This window comes from Pseudomonas chlororaphis (assembly GCF_001921865.1).
GTDB lineage: Bacteria > Pseudomonadota > Gammaproteobacteria > Pseudomonadales > Pseudomonadaceae > Aquipseudomonas > Aquipseudomonas chlororaphis_D.
In genome coordinates this window covers 176,121-198,372 of the sequence record NZ_MSCT01000024.1, presented here as the reverse complement: position 1 = coordinate 198,372, position 22,252 = coordinate 176,121, and the positions used below count along the sequence as shown (strand labels likewise).

The 22,252-nt window shown below is 63.1% G+C and carries 20 protein-coding genes; 11 read left to right on the top strand and 9 right to left on the bottom strand.

What is annotated here, in order from left to right:
• Positions 1–6: 6 nt before the first annotated feature.
• Positions 7–153 carry a hypothetical protein gene (locus BTN82_RS31425; protein ID WP_007926740.1) on the bottom strand — a complete coding sequence of 49 codons (147 nt, stop codon included), beginning with the start codon at positions 151–153 and terminating at the stop codon, positions 7–9.
• A 195-nt stretch (positions 154–348) separates the two neighbouring features.
• On the opposite strand from BTN82_RS31425, the gene BTN82_RS29380 reads away from it, so the two are divergent.
• From BTN82_RS29380 to BTN82_RS29365, 4 genes are all read left to right on the top strand, one after another.
• Complete coding sequence (locus BTN82_RS29380) at positions 349–798, top strand: EVE domain-containing protein (RefSeq protein ID WP_075122497.1); 450 nt, start codon at positions 349–351, stop codon at positions 796–798.
• Positions 799–932: 134 nt separating this feature from the next.
• Positions 933–1,898 (top strand): HlyD family secretion protein, encoded by a 966-nt coding sequence (locus BTN82_RS29375; protein WP_075122496.1) that lies wholly within the window; start codon positions 933–935, stop codon positions 1,896–1,898.
• Positions 1,895–4,615, top strand: a complete 2,721-nt coding sequence (rbbA, locus tag BTN82_RS29370; RefSeq protein ID WP_075122495.1) for a ribosome-associated ATPase/putative transporter RbbA — start codon at positions 1,895–1,897, stop codon at positions 4,613–4,615. The genes BTN82_RS29375 and rbbA overlap by 4 nt, the downstream gene beginning before the upstream one ends.
• On the top strand, positions 4,615–5,733 hold the full coding sequence (locus BTN82_RS29365; protein WP_075122494.1) for an ABC transporter permease: 1,119 nt from the start codon (positions 4,615–4,617) through the stop codon (positions 5,731–5,733). The genes rbbA and BTN82_RS29365 overlap by 1 nt, the downstream gene beginning before the upstream one ends.
• Positions 5,734–5,854: 121 nt before the next feature.
• On the opposite strand, the gene BTN82_RS29360 is transcribed toward BTN82_RS29365, so the two are convergent.
• Complete coding sequence (locus BTN82_RS29360; protein ID WP_075122493.1) at positions 5,855–6,262, bottom strand: flagellar basal body-associated protein FliL; 408 nt, start codon at positions 6,260–6,262, stop codon at positions 5,855–5,857.
• A 158-nt stretch (positions 6,263–6,420) separates the two neighbouring features.
• Between BTN82_RS29360 and BTN82_RS29355 the strand changes: the two genes are divergently transcribed.
• Both BTN82_RS29355 and glpT read left to right on the top strand, forming a co-directional pair.
• Positions 6,421–7,398 (top strand): NADPH:quinone oxidoreductase family protein, encoded by a 978-nt coding sequence (locus BTN82_RS29355; RefSeq protein ID WP_075122492.1) that lies wholly within the window; start codon positions 6,421–6,423, stop codon positions 7,396–7,398.
• Positions 7,399–7,671: 273 nt separating this feature from the next.
• Complete coding sequence (gene glpT, locus BTN82_RS29350; RefSeq protein WP_075122491.1) at positions 7,672–9,021, top strand: glycerol-3-phosphate transporter; 1,350 nt, start codon at positions 7,672–7,674, stop codon at positions 9,019–9,021.
• Here glpT and BTN82_RS29345 read toward each other — a convergent pair.
• The 6 genes from BTN82_RS29345 to BTN82_RS29320 form a co-directional block, all read right to left on the bottom strand.
• The gene (locus tag BTN82_RS29345; protein WP_075122490.1) at positions 9,018–9,665 is read right to left on the bottom strand and encodes a gamma-glutamylcyclotransferase; all 648 of its coding nucleotides are present in this window, start codon (positions 9,663–9,665) and stop codon (positions 9,018–9,020) included. The genes glpT and BTN82_RS29345 overlap by 4 nt on opposite strands.
• Positions 9,666–9,874: 209 nt before the next feature.
• On the bottom strand, positions 9,875–10,843 hold the full coding sequence (locus BTN82_RS29340; RefSeq protein WP_075122489.1) for a CDP-6-deoxy-delta-3,4-glucoseen reductase: 969 nt from the start codon (positions 10,841–10,843) through the stop codon (positions 9,875–9,877).
• Positions 10,843–12,309: a 4-hydroxy-3-polyprenylbenzoate decarboxylase gene (gene ubiD / locus BTN82_RS29335; RefSeq protein WP_075122488.1), complete on the bottom strand. Its 1,467-nt coding sequence runs from the start codon at positions 12,307–12,309 to the stop codon at positions 10,843–10,845. Before ubiD ends, BTN82_RS29340 begins: the two co-directional genes overlap by 1 nt.
• 141 nt (positions 12,310–12,450) lie before the next feature.
• The gene (gene rho, locus BTN82_RS29330; RefSeq protein WP_044465681.1) at positions 12,451–13,710 is read right to left on the bottom strand and encodes a transcription termination factor Rho; all 1,260 of its coding nucleotides are present in this window, start codon (positions 13,708–13,710) and stop codon (positions 12,451–12,453) included.
• 250 nt (positions 13,711–13,960) lie between these two features.
• A complete protein-coding gene (gene trxA / locus BTN82_RS29325; RefSeq protein WP_003206727.1) occupies positions 13,961–14,290 on the bottom strand; it encodes a thioredoxin TrxA in 330 nt (109 codons plus the stop codon).
• A gap of 126 nt (positions 14,291–14,416) precedes the next feature.
• On the bottom strand, positions 14,417–15,115 hold the full coding sequence (locus BTN82_RS29320; protein WP_075122487.1) for a FadR/GntR family transcriptional regulator: 699 nt from the start codon (positions 15,113–15,115) through the stop codon (positions 14,417–14,419).
• Between the two features lie 254 nt (positions 15,116–15,369).
• Between BTN82_RS29320 and BTN82_RS29315 the strand changes: the two genes are divergently transcribed.
• The 5 genes from BTN82_RS29315 (at position 15,370) to ppx (ending at position 19,941) form a co-directional block, all read left to right on the top strand.
• The gene (locus BTN82_RS29315; RefSeq protein WP_075122486.1) at positions 15,370–16,155 is read left to right on the top strand and encodes a transporter substrate-binding domain-containing protein; all 786 of its coding nucleotides are present in this window, start codon (positions 15,370–15,372) and stop codon (positions 16,153–16,155) included.
• 21 nt (positions 16,156–16,176) lie between these two features.
• Positions 16,177–16,845, top strand: a complete 669-nt coding sequence (locus BTN82_RS29310; protein WP_075122485.1) for an amino acid ABC transporter permease — start codon at positions 16,177–16,179, stop codon at positions 16,843–16,845.
• Positions 16,842–17,492: an amino acid ABC transporter permease gene (locus BTN82_RS29305; RefSeq protein ID WP_075122484.1), complete on the top strand. Its 651-nt coding sequence runs from the start codon at positions 16,842–16,844 to the stop codon at positions 17,490–17,492. Before BTN82_RS29310 ends, BTN82_RS29305 begins: the two co-directional genes overlap by 4 nt.
• Positions 17,479–18,213 carry an amino acid ABC transporter ATP-binding protein gene (locus BTN82_RS29300; protein WP_075122483.1) on the top strand — a complete coding sequence of 245 codons (735 nt, stop codon included), beginning with the start codon at positions 17,479–17,481 and terminating at the stop codon, positions 18,211–18,213. Before BTN82_RS29305 ends, BTN82_RS29300 begins: the two co-directional genes overlap by 14 nt.
• Positions 18,214–18,438: 225 nt before the next feature.
• The gene (gene ppx, locus BTN82_RS29295; protein WP_075122482.1) at positions 18,439–19,941 is read left to right on the top strand and encodes an exopolyphosphatase; all 1,503 of its coding nucleotides are present in this window, start codon (positions 18,439–18,441) and stop codon (positions 19,939–19,941) included.
• Positions 19,942–20,028: 87 nt separating this feature from the next.
• On the opposite strand, the gene ppk1 is transcribed toward ppx, so the two are convergent.
• Positions 20,029–22,248 carry a polyphosphate kinase 1 gene (gene ppk1 / locus BTN82_RS29290; RefSeq protein WP_075122481.1) on the bottom strand — a complete coding sequence of 740 codons (2,220 nt, stop codon included), beginning with the start codon at positions 22,246–22,248 and terminating at the stop codon, positions 20,029–20,031.
• Positions 22,249–22,252: the final 4 nt, after the last annotated feature.

Genomic DNA, 22,252 nt, shown 5'->3' with positions numbered 1-22,252 from the left:
AAGGAATCAACGCTTGTAAGGTTGCTGTTGTTGCGCGAGTTCGACCGGTGCATCGGTCTTGTTGGCCCACAGGCTTTGCGCATAACCGGTTGTCACGACGCCCAAACCGAACAAAATAACCAAAATCCATAGTAAATCCGGTTTGCGTTGCATCGATTGCCCCCCTCAGGCAAATCACACACGATGACAGCAACGGTTTCCATAACAGGCCGTGCAGCAGCGTCAAGCTTAAAATTCCGGCATTCTGCGACAACGTGAACCGACACGCAAATGTTGGCGTCAACCGACTGTCGGTTTGTCATAAAATTGCCCAACAACCTGCCCAGCCACCCCTCTGGAGAGCAAAAAATGGCCTATTGGCTGATGAAATCCGAACCGGAAGAACTCTCGATCCAAGGCCTGGGCACCAAGGGCCACGCGCGCTGGGACGGAGTACGCAATTACCAGGCGCGCAATTTCCTGCGGAACATGGCGGTAGGTGACCAATTCTTCTTCTACCACTCCAGTTGCCCCGAACCGGGGATTGCCGGAATCGGCCGGATCAGCGAGGCCGCCTACCCCGACCCCACGGCCCTGGAACCGGAAAATCCGCACTTCGACCCCAAGGCCAGTAGCGAGAAAAACCCCTGGAGCGCCGTCGACGTCACCCACGTCGAAACCTTCGCCAAGGTGCTGCGCCTGGACTACCTGAAACAACAGGCCGCCCTCGCCGAGCTGCCGCTGGTGCAAAAAGGCAGCCGGCTGTCCGTGATGCCGGTGAGCGCCGAGCAGTGGGCGGCGGTGCTGGCGCTGCGCTGAACGGAACGTGCGCGCTACGCAAAGAGGCATCCTGCGCACAACGGGACTAGGCTTGCTCCCTTCATTTGACGGACATCAAGTCGCCCAGCGACCTGAGCCGCCAGACTAGGACGCTACAGCCGCAGGATGCCCCAATGTCGACGAATCAGCTTTCCTCCCGTCTTTTCGCCTTCGCCTTGCTGGCCCTGCTGTTGATCGCCGGCGGCTTCGGCTATTGGAAGTCCAGGCAGGACCGCCTGCCCGAAGGCCTGAACGTGGGCAACGGCCGCCTTGAAGCCACCGAAGTGCAGATCGCCAGCAAGACCCCGGGACGCCTGGCCGAGGTACTCGTCGACGAGGGCGACAAAGTCGCCAAGGACCAGCTGCTGGCCCGCATGGACACCCGCACCCTGGAGGCCCAGCGCGCCCAGGCCGAGGCCGAGGTGGTGCGCACCCGGGAAACCCTGGCGGCGGCCGAGGCCAACGTGCAGTTGCGCCAGAGCGAACTGCTGCTGGCCACCCAGGAGCTCAAGCGCTCGCGGGAACTGTTCAAACGCGGCTTCGCCAGCCAGCAGATCATCGACCAGCAGCAAGCGCGCCTGAACACCGGCAATGCCGCCGTCCAGGCAGCCCAGGCCCAGGTCGCCGCGGTACGCGCTGCCATTGGCTCGGCCCAGGCACTGGTGGCCCAACTGACCAGTGAAGTCGACGACAGCAGCCTGCGCGCGCCCATCGACGGCATCATCCAGTTGCGCCTGGCCGAACCCGGCGAAGTGCTTGGCGCCGGCGGCCGCGTGCTGTTGCTGATCGACCCCAACGATCAGTACATGAACCTTTATCTGTCGGCCTCGGTGACCGGCCGCCTGGCCGTCGGCAGCGAGGCGCGAATCCTCCTCGACGCCCTGCCCGACCAGCCGTTGCCGGCGAAAATCAGCTTTGTCGCGGCCAAGTCGCAGTTCACGCCCAAGGAAGTGGAAACCCGCGACGAGCGCCAGAAGCTGGTGTTTCGCGTCAAGCTGCGGCTGACCCAACCCAGTGCCGTACCACAGGCCAAGCCGGGCATGCCCGGTGCCGGCTATGTGCGCACGGCGAACGTGGACTGGCCGGCCAACCTGCAATGAGCGGCCTGGCGCTGCAAGCCACGGGCATCAACCATCGCTACGGCGCGCAACAGGCCCTGATCGACCTGGCCTTCAGCCTGCCCGGCGGTACCCGCTGCGGGCTGATCGGCCCGGACGGCGCCGGCAAGTCGAGCCTGCTGGGTTTGATCGCCGGGGTTAAAAAACTTCAGCAAGGCCAACTGCAGGTACTCGGCGGCTCCATCGAGCAACGCCGCCATCGCAACAGCCTGTATGCACGGATCGCCTTCATGCCCCAGGGCCTGGGCGGCAACCTGTACCCCGAGCTGTCGATCCAGGAAAACATCCGTTTCTTCGCCACCCTGTTCGGCCTGTCGAAAACCGAGTGCGAACAGCGCATGCACAACCTGCTGCTGGCCACCGACCTCGCGCGTTTCGCCGACAGGCCCGCGGGCAAGCTGTCCGGCGGGATGAAACAGAAGCTCGGGCTGTGCTGCGCGCTGATCCATGAACCGGACCTGCTGATCCTCGACGAACCCACCACCGGCGTCGATCCGCTGTCCCGCCGGCGCTTCTGGGAACTGGTGGACGAGGTGCGCCAACAGCGCCCGCAACTGACGCTGCTGGTGGCCACGGCCTACATGGAGGAGGCCGAGCAGTTCGAGCATTGCCTGATGCTCGACCGCGGCCGGCTGATTGCCCAGGGCCTGAGCCGCGAACTGGCGGCCGCCACGCCCAGCGGCAAGCTCGACGATGCCTTCACCCACTTCCAGGGCGACAGCGGGCATGACAGCGACCCGCTGGTGATTCCGCCAAGAGTCGCCGGCGACCAGCAAATCGCTATCGAAGCCCATGAACTGACTCTGCGTTTTGGCGATTTCACCGCCGTGAACAAGGTCAGCTTCGCCATCGGCCGCGGCGAGATCTTCGGCTTTCTCGGCTCCAACGGCTGTGGCAAGACCACCACCATGAAAGTCCTGACCGGCCTGATGCCGGCCACCGAGGGCAGCGCCAGGCTGCTGGGCAACCCGGTGGACGCCAAGGACCTGGCCACCCGCAAGCGGGTGGGGTTCATGTCCCAGAGTTTTTCGCTGTACGGCGAACTCAGCGTGCGCCAGAACCTGGCGCTGCACGCCCGGCTGTTCGACCTGCCCAAGGCCGAGAGCGGCCCGCGGATCGAAGAGCTGATCCAGCGCTTCGACCTTCAGGACATCGCCGAACAACCCTCCGGCGCCCTGCCCCTCGGCCTGCGCCAGCGCCTGTCCCTGGCCGTGGCCGTGCTGCACCGCCCCGAAGTGCTGATCCTCGACGAGCCGACCTCGGGCGTGGACCCGGCAGCCCGCGACGACTTCTGGCGCCTGCTGATCGAGCTGTCGCGAGAACAGGGGGTGACGATCTTTTTATCCACTCACTTCATGAACGAAGCCCAGCGCTGCGACCGCATCTCGCTGATGCACGCCGGCAAGGTGCTGGCGTGCGATACACCGGCCGCCCTGCAACGACAATTCGCCGGCGACACCCTGGAGGCCGCGTTTGTCCGCTGCCTGGAAGACGCCCAGGGCGCGCCGCCACCTTCTGCGCCCGCCGCGCCCCAGCCTGAGGCCGCCAGCACCATCCATGACAATAGCCAGCGCATGCGCCTGTCGCGCCTGATCGCCGTGGCCACCCGCGAAGGCAAGGAGCTGCTGCGCGACCGGGTGCGCCTGAGCTTCGCCCTGCTCGGGGCGCTGTTCATGATGGTGATCTTTGGCTACGGCATTTCCCTGGACGTGGAAAACCTCGCCTTCGCCGTCTACGACCAGGACCAGACACCGCAAAGCCGCGCCTACCTGGAAGCCTTTCGCAGCTCCCGCTACTTCAAGGAGCAGAAGCCGATCCGCGACGCCGCCGAACTGCATCGGCGGCTGCAACGCTCACAGATCAAGCTGGCCTTGGAGATCCCTCCTGGATTCGGTCGCGACCTGTACGCCGGGCGCCAGCCCACGGTGGCCGCCTGGCTCGACGGCGGCATGCCGTTTCGCGCGGAGACCAGCCGCAACTATGTCCAGGCCGTGCACCAGGACAACCTCGAACAGCTGGCCGCCCACAGCAGCCCCGCTCTCGGACGACCGGCGGCGGCCAGGCTGGAAACGCGCTTTCGCTACAACCAGGACGTGGTCAGCGTGAACGCCATCGGCCCCGGGGTGATGGCGCTGATCCTGGCGTTCATCCCGGCGATGCTCACGGCGCTGGGCATCGTGCGCGAAAAGGAACTGGGCTCGATCACCAACTTCTACGCCACGCCGCTCAAGCGCCTGGAGTTTCTCCTGGGCAAACAGGCGCCCTACCTGGCCCTCAGCCTGATCAACCTGGCGCTGCTGGCGGCGATGAACCGCTGGCTGTTCGGCGTGCCCTTCAAGGGCAGCGGCCTGACGCTGGCCTTCGGCGGCCTGTTGTACGTACTGGCCACCACCAGCATGGGGCTGCTGATTTCCGCCTTCACCCGTACCCAGATCGCGGCGATCCTCGGCACCATGATCATCACCAGCCTGCCGACCATCCAGTTCTCCGGGCTGATCGTGCCGCGCTCGTCGCTGGAAGGCTCCGCGGCGCTGATGGGGCAGCTGTTCCCCGCCGGCTATTTCCTCGACATTGCCGTGGGCACCTTCACCAAGGCCCTGGACCTGCGCCAGCTGTGGCCGCAGTGCCTGGCGCTGTTCGGGTTCTTCCTCGGGTTCACCGGGCTGAGCCTGGCGATGCTGAAAAAGCAGGAGGCCTGATGCACTCGTTCAGCCATATCCTGCGCTTGGGCCTGAAGGAGCTCACCAGCCTGCGGCACGACAGCGTGTTGCTGCTGTTCCTGCTGTACGCCTTCACCGTGGCTATCTATATGCCAGCAGCCGGTTCGGTGATCGGCGTGCACAACGCCAGCGTGGCGCTGGTGGACGAGGACCACAGCCAACTCTCGCGCCAGCTGGCCGAGGCCTTGCAGCCACCGGAATTCCAGAACCCGGTGCAGCTGCCCTACGACCAGTTGGACCAGGTCATGGACAGCGGTCAATTCACCTTCGTCATCAACGTGCCGGCCAACTTCCAGAACGACCTGCTGGCCGGGCGCCAACCCAGCGTGCAAGTGAACGTCGACGCCACGGCCATGAGCCAGGCGTTCATGGGCGCCGGCTACATCGGGCGGACTTTCCAGCGCGAGCTGTTGAGCTACGGCAACCAGGCCGACCCGACCAGCACGATGCCGGCGCGACTGACCAGCCGCGCGCTATTCAACACCAACCTGCAGGGCGGCTGGTTCCTGGCGGTGATTCAGATCGTCAACAACATCACCATCCTGGCGATTGTCCTGACCGGTACCGCGCTGCTGCGCGAGCGCGAGCACGGCACCCTCGACCATCTGCTGGTGCTGCCGCTGACGGCGCTGGAAATCATGCTGGCGAAGATCTGGAGCAACATGCTGGTGGTGGTGCTCTGCACCTGGCTGTCGCTGGAGGTGATCGTCAAGGGCGCGCTGGGCATACCGCTGGCCGGGTCGCTACCCCTGTTTCTCGGCGTAACCGCGCTTTACCTGTTTGCCAGCACCGCGCTGGGGATCTTTCTCGCCACGCTGGCGCGCTCGACCCCGCAATTCGGCTTGCTGGCGATTCCGGTGATCATCCCGATGCTGTTGTTGTCGGGCGGCAGCACGCCGCTGGACAGCATGCCCCAGTGGCTGCAATGGGTGATGCAGGGGTCGCCGTCGACCCACTTCGTCAGCCTGAGCGCGGCCATCCTGTTCCGCGGGGCCGGCCTCGACGTGGTCTGGCCAGACCTGCTGGCCCTGGGAACGATTGGCTTGCTGTTCTTCGGGATTGCGTTGGCGAGGTTTCGCAGGAGTCTGGCGTCTTGAGCAAGCCTCGACCATGGCGACCTGTAGGAGCGAGCTTGCTCGCGATCAGCCGCCAGGCTGAAGGTTTGGCGGGGTGATCACGATCGCTATCGCGAGCAAGCTCGCTCCTACAGATCCAGCATTACTGGATGATCAGGTTGTTGAACAACAGGTCTTCCACCACCGGCTTGCCGGTTTCGTCGTTCATCACCTGCTGGGTCTGCTTCAGGGCTTCCTGACGCAGCTTTTCCTTGGCCTCGACGTTGTTCATGGTTTCCACGGTTTGCTGGGCGAACAACGCCACCAGCTGGTTGCGGATCAACGGTTCGTTGGCCTTCACCGCCTGGGCGGCAGCATCGCCGGTCACCCGCAGGGCGACGTCGGCCTTGTACACCTTGAGCTTGGGACCGCCGTCCAGCCCGTAGTTGCCCACGAACGGCGGGTTCAGGCTGATGTAACTGACTTTCGGTGCTTCGCCCTCTTTGGCTTCTTCGGCCATGGCTGCCATGGGCAGAGACAGGGCCAGCATCAACATGATCCACGCTTTCACAGTTCGCTCCTTATCCGGTAGGCGGTCTAGCATAAAGGCCCCCGCGCCTGCGCCCAAGCACAAAGCTTATGGCTGGCTATCAGGCCGGGGCATGCTCGTTGACCGCGTTTTTCACCCACCTACACTTATCGGCCATCACTCCCAAAGGAATAGCCCTGATGAAAGCCGTGCTGTGCAAAGCCTTCGGCCCCGCCGAAACGCTGGTGCTGGAAGAGGTCGCGAGCCCTGTGCCGAAGAAGAACGAAATCCTGCTGCAGGTGCACGCAGCCGGGGTGAACTTCCCGGACACGCTGATCATCGAGGGCAAATACCAGTTCAAGCCGCCCTTTCCGTTCTCCCCCGGTGGCGAGGCCGCCGGCGTGGTCGGCGCCGTTGGCGAGAAGGTCAGCCACCTCAAGGCCGGCGACCGGGTCATGGCGCTGACCGGCTGGGGCAGCTTCGCCGAGGAAGTGGCAGTGCCGGGCTATAACGTGCTGCCGATCCCGCCGTCGATGGACTTCAACACGGCCGCCGCGTTCAGCATGACCTATGGCACCTCGATGCACGCCCTCAAGCAACGCGGCAACCTGCAACCCGGCGAAACCCTGCTGGTACTCGGCGCGTCCGGAGGCGTCGGCCTGGCGGCCGTGGAGATCGGCAAGGCCATGGGCGCACGGGTCATCGCCGCCGCCAGTAGCGCCGAGAAACTCGCGGTGGCCAAGGCCGCCGGCGCCGACGAGCTGATCAACTACAGCGAAACCAGCCTGAAGGACGAGATCAAGCGCCTGACCGACGGCCAGGGCGCCGATGTGATCTACGACCCGGTCGGCGGCGACCTGTTCGACCAGGCCGTCCGCTCCATCGCCTGGAACGGCCGGCTGCTGGTGGTGGGTTTTGCCAGCGGGCGCATTCCCGAGCTGCCGGTCAATCTGGCGCTGCTCAAGGGCGCCGCGGTGGTCGGCGTGTTCTGGGGCTCGTTCGCCCAGCGCCAGCCCCAGGACAATGCCGCGAACTTCCAGCAACTGTTCGCCTGGTTCGCCGAGGGCAAGCTGAAGCCGCTGGTCTCGCAGGTTTATCCGCTGGCCGACGCTGCCAGCGCCATCAACGATCTTGGCCAGCGCAAGGCAGTGGGCAAGGTGGTGGTGCAGGTTCGCTGAGCGTCCCCCTTCTATCTATGTAGGAGCGAGCTGGCTCGCGATAGCGCTGTGACAGTCGACTTCAATGGCGGCTGCCGGATCGCCATCGCGAGCCAGCTCGCTCCTACAAGGAATACTGGATACGTCCCCTACTTATCTTTTAGCGACAGGTTCGTAAAAGAACATGCCATCGCTCCGATTTGCAGTGCTTGTGAATAAGTTGCAGTGCTATTTTCGTTAACGAAACTGTAACATTCACATCCGCAGTCAAAACAAGAAATTTGGAGCTCTTGAATGTTTGCTTTCTTTCGACCTGCCGTACACCGGGCGCCTCTGCCCGACGAAAAAATAGACAGTACCTACCGCCGCCTGCGCTGGCAGATCTTCGCCGGGATCTTTATCGGCTATGCCGGTTACTACCTGCTGCGCAAGAACTTCTCCCTGGCCATGCCGTACCTGATCGAAGAGGGTTACACCCGCGGCGAGCTGGGCCTGGCCATGTCGGCGATCGCCATCGCCTACGGCCTGTCCAAGTTCCTCATGGGCCTGGTGTCCGACCGCTCCAACCCGCGCTATTTCCTGCCCTTCGGCCTGCTGGTATCGGCCGGGGTCATGTTCATTTTCGGTTTCGCGCCCTGGGCCACGTCCAGCGTGACCATGATGTTCATCCTGCTGTTCATCAACGGCTGGGCCCAGGGCATGGGCTGGCCGCCGAGCGGACGGACCATGGTGCACTGGTGGTCGCAGAAGGAACGCGGCGGCGTGGTGTCGGTATGGAACGTCGCGCACAACGTCGGCGGCGGCCTGATCGGCCCGCTGTTCCTGCTGGGCATGGGCTGGTTCAACGACTGGCACGCGGCGTTCTACGTACCGGCCGCGGTAGCGCTGATGGTGGCGCTGTTCGCCTTCGTCACCATGCGCGACACCCCGCAATCGGTGGGCCTGCCACCGATCGAGAAGTACAAGAACGACTACCCGGAAGGCTACGACGCCAGCCACGAAGAAGAATTCAGCGCCAAGGAAATCTTCGTCAAATACGTGCTGCGCAACAAAATGCTCTGGTACATCGCCATGGCCAACGTCTTCGTCTACCTGCTGCGCTACGGCGTGCTGGACTGGGCGCCGACCTACCTCAAGGAAGCCAAGCACTTCACGGTGGACAAGACCTCCTGGGCCTACTTCTTCTATGAGTGGGCGGGGATTCCGGGCACCCTGCTGTGCGGCTGGATGTCGGACAAGATCTTCCGCGGCAACCGTGGCCTGACCGGCATGGTGTTCATGGCGCTGGTGACCGTGGCGACCCTGGTGTACTGGCTGAACCCGGCCGGCAACCCGACCGTCGACATGATCGCGCTGTTCTCCATCGGCTTCCTGATCTATGGCCCAGTCATGCTGATCGGCCTGCAGGCCCTGGAACTGGCGCCGAAGAAAGCCGCCGGTACCGCCGCGGGTTTCACCGGCCTGTTCGGCTACCTGGGCGGCTCGGTCGCGGCCAGCGCGGCAATGGGCTACACCGTGGACCACTTCGGCTGGGACGGCGGTTTCGTCTTGCTGATAGGCGCGTGCCTGCTGGCCATGGCCTTCCTGGCCCCGACCCTGTGGCACAAACAGGTTGCCAGCCAGAGCCGCGAAGCCGTTGCTTAATGAGCCGCTGATTTACAGCGTTTGAGCCGCGCCTCCAGATTACGGTCTGGCATGGCGTGGCTACGCAGGGCGTGCACGGTCTGCTCGACATAATCGCGAGTAGTGCCGTAGCGCCCGCAAGCGCTTTCGAATACCTGGCTCAGCACATGGTCCGGCAGATTGCCGGCATAGCTGGGCAGGTGCCGCTCCAGCACGAACCCCAGGGCCTGAACCCGGCTACCGTCTTCAAGACGGCAGTTGAGCCAGTGCGGGCGATAGGACGGGTAAGGCATCTCGCGCTGCCACAGCGCATACAGCGAAGTTTCCAGTTGCTCTTCCGGCAAGCGGTAGGCAAAGCCACTACAGGAACCGCCGCGATCCAGGCCAAACACCAGCCCCGGTTTCTCCGGCGTGCCGCGATGCTCGTGGGACCACAGGTACAGACCGCGATGGTAGCCATGGACTCGCCCACGCAAGCGCTCGACCGCCGAACATTCGGGGCGCCAGATCAGCGAACCGTAGGCGAACAACCAGACCGGGCCGCCCTTGTGGCGCGCCATGGTGGACTGCATCGAGCTGAGGAGCTGTTCGTGGGTAAGTTGCGGCCCAAGGTCGAGCCGCGGAGGGTAAGCCAGATTCAGGAAACTGGATTCAATGGCTGTCATGGCGAATAGCGTTCGGCTCCCCGCGTATAAAGAGTTACTTAATAGAACGCCCGGCGGTAACTTCAAGACACATATGTTTCAAGGCAAGTTAGATGCCAGTGAAGAGTTCCAACTTGAACAAGATGTGACATATAACCTACCGGTATTTATTCAATTGAATAAATACCGATAGGCTATATGGGAAGTTATAACGACAGCGTCCCGCGAACTCAGGAGCGAGGGGCGTAGGCAAATACATCCGCGCGCATCTGGTGGGCGTCCATGCCGGCTTCGACCAGCGCGTCGAGGGTCGCGTAGATCATCGCCGGCGAGCCGCTGGCGTAGACATGCACCGCCGAGAGGTCGGCGATGTCCTCGCTCACCGCTTCATGCAGCATGCCGCAGCGCCCTTCCCAGCCGCAGAGATCGCTGACCACCCGGTGCAGGAACAGGTTGGGCAGCTTCTTCCATTCGTCCCAGTGGTCGATCTGGTAGAAGTCGTCCGGCCGGCGCACGCCCCAGTACAGGTGTACCGGGTATTTGAAACCCTCGGCCCGGCAATGCTCGATCAGGCTGTGCATCTGCGCCATGCCGGTCCCGGCGGCGATCAGCACCAGCGGCCCGTCCGGCAACTCGGCCAGGTGGGTATCGCCGAACGGCAGTTCGACGCGCACGTTGCCATTGCGTTGCAGCTGTTCGATCAGGGTGTGCGCACTGCTTTCGCGCACCAGCACGTGCAACTCCAGCTCGCGCCCGGAATGCGGGGCTGAGGCTAGGGAGAATGCCGACTTTTCGCCGTTTTCGCGCTCGAGCATCAAGTACTGGCCGGCGTGGTAGCGCGGTGGTTTGCCGGCTGGCGCGCGCAGGCGAACCCGCCAGACATCGCCGCCGATTTCCCGACACTCGCTGACCTGACATGACAGACTGCGCACCGGCAGTTCTCCCAGCGCAAGGACGCCATCCCACAGCACAATGCAGTCTTCCAGCGGCTCCGCAATGCAAGTGTAGAACTCGCCGTGGTCACGCACCTCACCGGCTTGCCGGACCCGGCCTTCCACCAGCAGGGCACAGCACACATGACAGTTGCCATTGCGGCAGCTTTGCGGGCATTCGTAGCCCAGGCGTCGCGCCGCATCGAGAATCCGCTCGCCGGGCAGCGTCTCAAGCACCGCTCCGGAGGGCTGCAAGGTTACACGCATCAATCTATTCCTAACTGATTCCAGATGGCATCGATCCGGCGGGTCACCGCCTCATCCTTGACGATCACCCGGCCCCACTCGCGGGTGGTTTCGCCGGGCCATTTATGCGTGGCATCGAGCCCCATCTTCGACCCCAGACCGGAAACCGGCGAGGCGAAGTCCAGGTAGTCGATCGGCGTGTTATCGATCATCACCGTGTCGCGCTTGGGGTCCATGCGCGTGGTGATGGCCCAGATCACGTCGTTCCAGTCGCGTGCGTTGATATCGTCGTCGGTGACGATAACGAACTTGGTGTACATGAACTGTCGCAAAAACGACCAGACACCGAGCATGACGCGCTTGGCATGGCCGGGGTACTGCTTCTTCATGGTCACCACCGCCATGCGGTACGAGCAGCCTTCGGGCGGCAGGTAGAAATCGGTGATTTCCGGGAACTGCTTCTGCAGGATCGGCACGAACACCTCGTTCAGCGCCACACCGAGAATCGCTGGCTCATCCGGCGGCCGACCGGTGTAGGTGCTGTGATAGATCGGTTTTTGCCGATGGGTGATGCGTTCGACGGTGAACACCGGGAAGCTGTCGACTTCGTTGTAGTAGCCGGTGTGGTCGCCGTAGGGACCTTCGTCGGCCATCTCGCCCGGGTGGATCACACCTTCGAGGATGATTTCCGCGGTGGCCGGTACTTGCAGGTCGTTGCCGCGGCACTTCACCAACTCGGTGCGGTTGCCCCGCAGCAGGCCGGCGAAGGCATATTCGGAGAGGCTGTCCGGCACCGGCGTCACGGCGCCGAGAATGGTCGCTGGGTCCGCCCCCAGCGCCACGGACACCGGGAACGGCTGGCCCGGGTGCTTTTCGCACCATTCGCGGTAATCCAGCGCGCCGCCACGATGGCTCAACCAGCGCATGATCACCTTGTTGCGGCCGATCACCTGCTGGCGGTAGATGCCGAGGTTCTGCCGGTCCTTGTTCGGGCCCTTGGTGACGGTCAGGCCCCAGGTAATCAGCGGGCCGACGTCACCCGGCCAGCAGGTCTGCACGGGCAGCATCGCCAGGTCGACGGCGTCGCCTTCGATGACCACTTCCTGGCAGATCGCGTCCTTGACGACTTTCGGCGCCATGGAAATGATTTTCTTGAAGATCGGCAGCTTGGACCACGCGTCTTTCAGGCCCTTGGGCGGCTCGGGCTCCTTGAGAAACGCCAGCAACTTGCCGATTTCCCGCAGCTCGCTGACTGCTTCGGCGCCCATGCCCAGCGCCACGCGTTCCGGGGTGCCAAACAGGTTGCCCAGCACCGGGATGTCGTAGCCGGTGGGGTTTTCAAACAGCAGGGCCGGACCTTTGGCGCGCAAGGTGCGATCGCAGACCTCGGTCATTTCCAGCACTGGGGACACCGGAACCTGGATGCGCTTGAGTTCGCCGCGCTGTTCCAGGCCGCTGATAAAGTCGCGCAAGTCGCGATACTGCATGCGTGAGCCTCGTTTTGGCCGTGGCGTTCGGGGCTGGCAGTTTAGCGCCGAACCCGACTGTTCAGAACAGTGAACTGCCCGTTCATCGATAATCAGATAGCAAAAAGCCGGGTTTCCCCGGCTTTTTCGGTCCCGCTCGACTTACTTGCGTTTCATCGACAGGAAGAACTCATCGTTGGTCTTGGTCTGCTTCAGCTTGTCGACCAGGAACTCGATGGCGGCGACTTCATCCATCGGATGCAGCAGCTTGCGCAGGATCCACATGCGCTGCAGCTCGTCGTCGGCGGTCAGCAACTCTTCGCGGCGGGTGCCGGACTTGTTGATGTTGATGGCCGGGAACACGCGTTTCTCGGCAATGCGACGGTCCAGCGGCAGCTCCATGTTGCCAGTGCCCTTGAACTCTTCGTAGATCACTTCGTCCATCTTCGAGCCGGTCTCGACCAGCGCGGTGGCGATGATGGTCAGCGAGCCGCCTTCTTCGATGTTCCGCGCGGCGCCGAAGAAACGCTTCGGTTTTTCCAGGGCGTGGGCATCGACACCACCGGTCAGCACCTTGCCGGAGCTCGGGATCACGGTGTTGTAGGCACGGGCCAGACGGGTGATGGAGTCGAGCAGGATCACCACGTCCTTCTTGTGCTCGACCAGGCGCTTGGCCTTCTCGATCACCATCTCGGCGACCTGCACGTGGCGGGTCGGCGGCTCGTCGAAAGTCGAGGCGACCACTTCGCCGCGCACGGTGCGCTGCATCTCGGTCACTTCTTCCGGACGCTCGTCGATCAGCAACACGATCAGATGAACTTCAGGATTGTTACGGGTGATGTTCGACGCGATGTTCTGCAGCATGATGGTCTTGCCCGCTTTTGGCGGAGCAACGATCAGGCCACGCTGGCCTTTACCGATCGGGGCGCACAGGTCGATGACACGACCGGTCAAGTCTTCGGTGGAACCGTTGCCGGCTTCCATCTTCATGCGCACGGTCGGGAACAGCGGCGTCAGGTTTTCGAACAGGATCTTGTTCTTCGCGTTCTCGGGACGATCGTAGTTGATCGTGTCGACCTTCAGCAGCGCGAAGTAACGCTCGCCTTCCTTTGGAGGGCGGATCTTGCCAACGATGGTGTCACCGGTGCGCAAGTTGAAACGACGGATCTGGCTCGGGGAGACGTAGATATCGTCTGGGCCGGCCAGATAGGAAGCGTCGGAGGAACGGAGAAAGCCGAAGCCGTCCTGGAGGATCTCCAGCACGCCATCACCGGAGATTTCCTCACCGCTTTTCGCGTGCTTTTTCAGCAGGGAGAAAATCACGTCCTGCTTGCGCGAACGGGCCATATTTTCTATGCCCATCTGTTCGGCCAATTCGAGCAGTTCGGTAATCGGCTTTTGCTTGAGTTCAGTCAGATTCATATAGGAATGACGTAATCATTTATGGAGGGGGGGAGAAATTAAGCTTCTGGCTTAATGAGGCCGCGCCGCGGAGAAGGCGACAGGATCGCGTACTTATTCGAAAAGGAGAGCGTCGGCGACGGCTTGCAGGGGGCAGAGGAGAAACCAGTGCGGGGCCGAATGTAACACCTGAGTTTCTGAGCGTCTAGCCCTGAATAATGAAAAAGCCCCGCTATTTACGGGGCTTTTTTGATGCCATTTACAACGACGCTTAGATGTTGGCGTCGAGGAAAGCAGCCAGTTGCGACTTGGACAGGGCGCCGACCTTGGTGGCTTCGACGTTGCCGTTCTTGAACAGCATCAGCGTCGGGATACCGCGCACGCCATGCTTGGCCGGGGTTTCCTGGTTTTCGTCGATGTTCAGCTTGGCAACGGTCAGCTTGCCTTTGTAGGTTTCAGCGATTTCGTCCAGGACCGGAGCGATCATTTTGCATGGGCCGCACCACTCAGCCCAGTAGTCGACCAGTACAGCGCCTTCGGCCTTGAGTACGTCAGCCTCGAAGCTAGCGTCGCTAACGTGTTTGATAAGATCGCTGCTCATGGAAGTCTCCAGGTTGTAAGCAAAAAAACGTGGCCCATCATAGCCGCCCTTCCCGCGTTCAGGAAGCCGGAGTTGATTGACTCTCGCTATGGTGGCCGATGAGTTTGGGTATAGCCCAACTCATGGCTACGCGGGGGTGACAAAGGCGATTCCAGTGCGCAGGGCCGCGCCGCGCACATGTTCCTGCATGGCTTTCTGCGCCGCCCCCGAGGCATGCCGGGCCAGCCCGCGCAGGATCTTGCGGTGTTCCTGCCAGGTCTCCATCGCCCGCTCGGGCCGGATGAACGGTAGTTTCTGGCTCTCCAGGAAGATCTCGGCACTGGTGCTGAGGATGCTCAGCATCGCCTGATTGCCGCTGGCCAGCAGGATCTTCTGGTGAAACTCAAAGTCCAGCCGCGCCGCCGCCTCGAAGTCCGCCGCCCGCAACTCGTTGCGCATCGCCTCGACATTATCCTGCAACGCATCCAGCTCGTCGGCGGTCAGGGTCACGGCCGCCAGCCCCGCGGCGAAGCCTTCCAGGGCGTAACGCAGTTGAAAGATGTCCGCGGGCGAGGCCTGGGCCGCGAATGGCCAGTTCAGGCCGGCACCATTGTTCGGCGATTCCACCGCCTGCACGAAGACGCCCTTGCCCGGCTGCACGCTGATCACTCCCAAGGCGCTCAAGGACGACAGCGCCTCGCGCAACGAGGCCCGGCTGACGCCCAACTGCACGGCCAGATCGCGCTGCGACGGCAGCGCGTCGCCCGGGCCGAAGCCGCGTTCGCTGATCAATTGGCGGATGGCTTGCAGCGCCACTTCAGGTACGGCGCGGGAGATCGAGTTCATAAAATTCAGGCTGGCCGGTCCAGGAAAAACCTAGTTGTAAAGCTATTCGCCAAGCCCGGCAAGTCGTGCCCCACGGGGGTTCGGGCACTTTGCCGAACGCTCGATAAGGGGGCAGGAAAACCATCAACTGTTCAGACCAGTAAGACCGATAAAAGCCAGTAAAACCCTGCGCTCCAGGGCTTTTTCCGGCGTTTGGCACGGGCTGTGCTGTGTGCCAGCGCAGAAATCACTCCCCGTGAACCCGGAGATTTGCCATGACCCAGCGTTTCAGCGCCCTGCTCTCTGCCCTGTTTGCCAGCCTGCTGCTGAGCCAGACGCCCGCCAACGCCAGCGGCCTGGACGATGTCGTCACCCGTGGCACCCTCAAGGTGGCGGTGCCCCAGGACTTCCCACCGTTCGGTTCGGTCGGCCCGGACATGCAACCCCGCGGCCTGGACATCGACACCGCGCAACTGCTGGCCGATCAGCTCAAGGTCAAGCTCGAGCTGACCCCGGTCAACAGCACCAACCGCATTCCGTTCCTCACCACCGGCAAGGTCGACCTGGTGATCTCCAGCCTCGGCAAGAACCCCGAGCGCGAGAAAGTCATCGACTTCTCCCAGGCCTACGCGCCCTTCTACCTGGCAGTGTTCGGCCCGCCCGAGGCGCCGGTCGCCAGCCTCGACGACCTCAAGGGCAAGACCGTCAGCGTCACCCGCGGCGCCATCGAAGACATCGAGCTGAGCGCCGTGGCCCCGCAAGGCGTGACCATCAAGCGTTTCGAGGACAACAACTCGACCATCGCCGCCTACCTGGCCGGCCAGGTCGACCTGATCGCCAGCGGCAACGTGGTGATGGTGGCGATCAGCGAGCGCAATCCGAAACGCATTCCGGCGATGAAGGTCAAGCTCAAGGACTCCCCGGTCTACGTGGGCGTCAACAAGAACCAGCCCGAGCTGCTGGGCAAGGTGAATCAGATCCTCACCAACGCCAAGGCCGACGGCAGCCTGGAAAAGAACGCCCAGCTGTGGCTCAAGCAACCGTTGCCGGCCGGCCTCTGATCGCGCTCCCGGAGGTTAGCCATGGCTTATCAGTTCGACTTTCTACCGGTGCTGGAAAACACCGGCCTGCTGCTGCGCGGCGCCCTGTTCACCCTTGAGCTGACCGCCATCGGCGCGGTGCTCGGGGTTGGCCTGGGCATAACCGGTGCGCTGGTGCGGGCCTGGAAGATCCAGCCCTTCTCGACCCTCTTCAGCGTCTACGTCGAGCTGATCCGCAACACCCCGTTCCTGGTGCAGCTGTTCTTCATTTTTTTCGGCCTGCCGTCCCTGGGCATGCAGATTTCCGAGTGGCAGGCCGCGGTGCTGGCGATGGTGATCAACCTGGGCGCCTACTCCACGGAAATTATCCGCGCCGGTATCCAGGCCGTCCCCCGCGGCCAACTGGAAGCCGCGGCGGCACTGGCCATGACGCGCCTGGAGGCTTTCCGCCACGTGGTGCTGCTGCCGGCGCTGGGCAAGGTCTGGCCGGCCCTGAGCAGCCAGATCATCATCGTCATGCTCGGTTCGGCGGTGTGTTCGCAGATCGCCACCGAGGAGCTGAGCTTCGCCGCCAACTTCATTCAGTCGCGCAACTTCCGCGCCTTTGAAACCTACGCCCTGACCACGCTCATCTACCTGTGCATGGCCCTGCTGATCCGACAACTGCTGAACTGGATCGGGCGCCGCTATATCGCGAGGAGCAGCCAATGAGCGACTTCAGTTTCTGGGACATCGTGCGCAACCTGCTGACCGGCCTGCAATGGACCCTGGTGCTGTCGCTGGTGGCCTTTATCGGCGGTGGCCTGATCGGCTTGCTGGTGATGGCCCTGCGCATTTCCAGGAAGGCGTTTCCCAGCAACGCTGCCCGCCTGTACATCGAGCTGTTCCAGGGCACGCCGCTGTTGATGCAATTGTTCCTGGTGTTCTTTGGCATCGCCCTGCTGGGGGTGGATATCTCGCCCTGGCTGGCCGCGGCCATCGCCCTGACGCTGTTCACCAGCGCCTACCTGGCGGAGATCTGGCGCGGCTGCGTCGAGTCGATTCCCAACGGCCAGTGGGAGGCGTCCTCGAGCCTGGCGCTCAACCCCTATGAACAGCTGCGCCATGTGATCCTGCCGCAAGCGCTGCGCATCGCCGTGGCACCCACCGTGGGTTTCTCGGTACAGGTGGTCAAAGGCACCGCGGTGACCTCGATCATCGGCTTCACCGAACTGACCAAGACCGGCGGCATGCTCGCCAACGCCACCTTCGAGCCCTTCATGGTCTACGGCCTGGTGGCGCTCGGTTACTTCCTGCTCTGCTACCCCCTATCCCTCAGTGCGCGCTACCTGGAAAGGAGACTGCATGCCTCTGCTTAGAATTTCCGCCCTGCATAAGTATTACGGCGACCACCATGTGCTCAAGGGCATCGACCTCAGCATCGAGGAAGGCCAGGTGGTGGCGATCATCGGCCGCAGCGGCTCGGGCAAGAGCACCCTGCTGCGCACCCTCAACGGCCTGGAGTCGATCAACGACGGGGTCATCGAAGTCGACGGCGAGTACCTCGACGCCGCCCGCGCCGACCTGCGCAGCCTGCGGCAGAAGGTCGGCATGGTGTTCCAGCAGTTCAACCTGTTCCCGCACCTGACCGTCGGCGAGAACGTCATGCTCGCCCCGCAGGTGGTGCAGAAGGTGCCCAAGGCCAGGGCCGCCGAGCTGGCGCGCGCGATGCTCAAGCGCGTCGGCCTGGAGGAGAAGTTCGACGCCTTCCCCGATCGCCTGTCCGGCGGCCAGCAGCAACGGGTAGCGATTGCCCGGGCGCTGGCCATGTCGCCCAAGGTGCTGCTGTGCGACGAGATCACCTCGGCCCTGGACCCGGAACTGGTCAACGAAGTCCTGAGCGTGGTGCGCCAGCTGGCCAGGGACGGCATGACCCTGATCATGGTGACCCACGAGATGCGTTTTGCCCGGGAAGTGGGGGACAAGCTGGTGTTCATGCACCAGGGCAAGGTGCATGAGGTAGGCGACCCGAAAGTGCTGTTCGCCAACCCGCAGACCGCGGAGCTGGCGAATTTCATCGGCCTCAACGAGAACCATTGATCGTTCACCTGTAGCCGCTGCCGCAGGCTGCGATAAGGCCCGCAGGGCCTTCCAGGGCCATCAAGAGCAGCGCCTGCTTCGCAGTCGATCGCAGCCTGCGGCAGCGGCTACAGGGGCCAGCGGCGCGAGGTTTCCTGCGTTGAGTCAACGCATTGGACACTGCGCGTTGGCGCGGGCGATTGAAAGTGGCAGGATGGCAAGGTTATCGACCGAGACCCCCAAACCATGCCGCAATCCCAAGCCAAGAATCTGTCCCTGATCGCCGCCATCGACCTGGGCTCCAACAGCTTTCACATGGTCGTGGCCAAGGCTCACCATAATGAAATCCGCATTCTCGAGCGGCTCGGTGAAAAGGTTCAACTGGCCGCCGGGATCGACGAAGACCGTCAACTCAACGAAGAATCCATGCAGCGCGGGCTCGATTGCCTTAAGCGCTTCGCTCAACTGATCAACGGCATGCCTTTGGGCGCAGTGCGTATCGTCGGCACCAACGCTCTGCGCGAAGCCCGCAACCGCGGCGAATTCATCCGCCGCGCCGAGGAAATCCTCGGCCATCCGGTGGAAGTCATCTCCGGCCGTGAAGAAGCCCGCCTCATCTACCTGGGCGTGTCCCATACCCTGGCCGACACCCCGGGCAAACGCCTGGTCGCCGACATCGGCGGCGGCAGCACCGAGTTCATCATCGGCCAGCGCTTCGAGCCGCTGCTGCGCGAAAGCCTGCAGATGGGCTGTGTCAGCTTCACCCAGCGCTACTTCAAGGACGGCAAGATCACCCCGGCGCGCTACGCCCAGGCCTACACCGCGGCGCGCCTGGAGATCATGAGCATCGAACACGCCCTGCACCGCCTGACCTGGGACGAAGCCATCGGCTCCTCGGGTACCATCCGCGCCATCGGCCTGGCGCTCAAGGCCGGCGGCCACGGCACCGGCGAGGTCAACGCCGAGGGCCTGGCCTGGCTCAAGCGCAAACTGTTCAAGCTCGGCGACGCCGAGAAAATCGACTTCGAAGGCATCAAGCCGGACCGCCGCACGATCTTCCCGGCTGGCCTGGCGATTCTCGAAGCCATTTTCGATGCCCTCGAACTGCAGCGCATGGACCACTGCGAAGGCGCCCTGCGCGAAGGCGTGCTCTACGACCTGCTGGGCCGCCACCACCACGAAGACGTGCGCGAACGCACCCTCGGCTCGCTGATGGAGCGTTACCACGTCGACCTGGAACAGGCCGCCCGGGTCGAGCGCAAGGCGTTGCATGCCTTCGACCAGGTGGCCAAGGACTGGGACCTGGAAGACGGCGTCTGGCGCGAGTTGCTGGGCTGGGCGGCCAAGGTCCACGAAGTCGGCCTGGACATCGCCCACTATCACTACCACAAGCACGGCGCCTACCTGATCGAACACTCCGACCTGGCCGGTTTCTCTCGCGAAGACCAGCAAATGCTCGCGCTCCTGGTACGCGGCCACCGCCGCAACATTCCCAAGGACAAGTTCGCCGAATTCGGCGAGGAAGGCAGCAAGCTGATCCGCCTGTGTGTGCTGCTGCGTTTCGCCATCCTGTTCCATCACATCCGCGGCACCCAGGAAATGCCCCAGGTGAAACTGCGCGCCGCCGGCGACAGCCTGGATGTGATCTTCCCGCAGCAGTGGCTGGACGAGAACCAGCTGACCCAGGCCGACTTCGCCCTGGAAGCGGAATGGCTGACCCGGGTCGGCATCACCCTCAACGTGCGCTGATACACCCACGCACAAAAAAGCCGGCTTGCCGGCGATGGGCTCCTCTAGCAGGACTCCATCGCCGGCAAGCCGGCTTTTTCATAGGCCTTAGCGAACCGCCAGCACCGGGTTGCTCAGGCGCTCCAGCAAGGTGGCCTGGGCGCTGCGCGGGTTCTGGTTGCCGGTCGGCGTGTTGCGGATATAGCGACCGTCCGACTGCAAGCTCCAACTGTGAGTGTTATCGGTGAGATAACTTTCCAGCTCCTTCTTGACCCGCAGGATCAGCTTCTTGCCCTCGACCGGGAAGCACGTCTCGACACGTTTATCGAGGTTGCGCTCCATCCAGTCGGCACTGGACAGGAACATCTGCTCCTCGCCGCCGTTGAGGAAGTAAAACACCCGGGTGTGCTCCAGGAAGCGGCCGATGATCGAGCGCACATGGATGTTGTGCGACACACCGGCAATCCCCGGACGCAGACAGCACATGCCGCGCACCACCAGGTCGATACGCACGCCCGACTGGCTGGCCTTGTACAGCGCGCGGATGATCTTCGGATCGGTCAGCGAGTTGAACTTGGCGATGATGTGCGCCGGCTTGCCGTCCAGGGCGAACTGGGTTTCCCGGGCAATCATGTCGAGCATGCCCTTCTTCAAGGTGAACGGCGCGTGCAGCAGCTTCTTCATGCGCAGGGTCTTGCCCATGCCGATCAGCTGGCTGAACAGCTTGCCGACGTCTTCGCACAGGGCATCGTCGGATGTCAGCAGGCTGTAGTCGGTGTACAGGCGAGCGTTGCCCGCGTGGTAGTTACCGGTACCCAGGTGGGCGTAACGCACGATCTCGCCGGCTTCGCGCCGCAGGATCAGCATCATCTTGGCGTGGGTCTTGAAGCCGACCACACCGTAGATCACCACCGCGCCGGCCGCTTGCAGGCGGCTGGCCAGTTGCAGGTTGGACTCTTCGTCGAACCGCGCGCGCAACTCGATCACCGCGGTGACTTCCTTGCCGTTACGCGCCGCGTCCACCAGCGCATCGACGATTTCCGAGTTGGCGCCGCTGCGGTACAGGGTCTGGCGTACCGCCAGCACATGCGGGTCCTTGGCTGCCTGGCGCAACAGGTCGACCACCGGCGTAAAGGACTCGAACGGGTGCAACAGCAGGATGTCCTGCTTGCTGACCACGCTGAAGATGTTCTCGCTGTTCTGCAGAAGCTTGGGAATCTGCGGCGTGAACGGCGTGTATTGCAGCTCCGGGTGGCTGTCCAGGCTGGTGATGCTGAACAGGCGCGTCAGGTTCACCGGACCGTTGACCTGATACAGCTCGGTCTCGCTCAGGTTGAACTGCTTGAGCAGGTAGTCGGACAGATGCTTGGGGCAGGTATCGGCCACTTCCAGGCGCACCGCGTCGCCGTAGCGCCGGGAAAACAGCTCGCCGCGCAGGGCGCGAGCCAAGTCTTCGACGTCCTCGGTATCCACCGCCAGGTCGGCGTTACGGGTCAGGCGGAACTGGTAGCAGCCCTTGACCTTCATGCCCTGGAACAGGTCGTCGGCGTGAGCGTGGATCATCGACGACAGGAACACATAGTTGTCGCCAGGGCCGCCGACTTCTTCCGGCACCTTGATGATCCGCGGCAGCAGGCGCGGCGCCGGAATGATCGCCAGGCCCGAATCGCGGCCGAAAGCGTCGACCCCTTCGAGCTCGACGATGAAGTTCAGGCTCTTGTTCACCAGCAGCGGGAACGGGTGCGTAGGGTCGAGGCCGATCGGGGTGATGATCGGCGCGATCTCGTCGCGGAAGTAGCGGCGTACCCAGGTCTTGAGCTTGGTGGTCCAGTAGCGGCGGCGGATGAAGCGAACCTGATGTTTCTCCAGCTCCGGCAACAGGATGTCGTTGAGGATTGCGTACTGGCGGTCCACATGGCCGTGCACCAGCTCGCTGATGCGCGCCAACGCCTGGTGCGGCTGCAGGCCGTCGGCGCCGGCCTGTTCGCGAGCGAAAGTGATCTGTTTCTTCAGGCCGGCGACGCGGATCTCGAAGAACTCGTCCAGGTTGCTGGAGAAGATCAGCAGGAACTTCAGGCGTTCCAGCAACGGATAGGACTCATCCAGCGCCTGTTCCAGCACGCGGATGTTGAACTGCAGTTGCGACAGCTCGCGATGGATGTACAGGCTGCTGTCATCCAGGCTCGGGATGGCCAGGGTCGGCATCGCCACATGCGGCGCATCCGCCTGCACGGGCGGGGCTTCCAGCTCCGGTGGCGTTTCAGCCACCTGCTCGACCACGGGTTGAGCTTCTTTTACGGCAACTTCAGTGAGTCCTTCGGTATTCATCGCG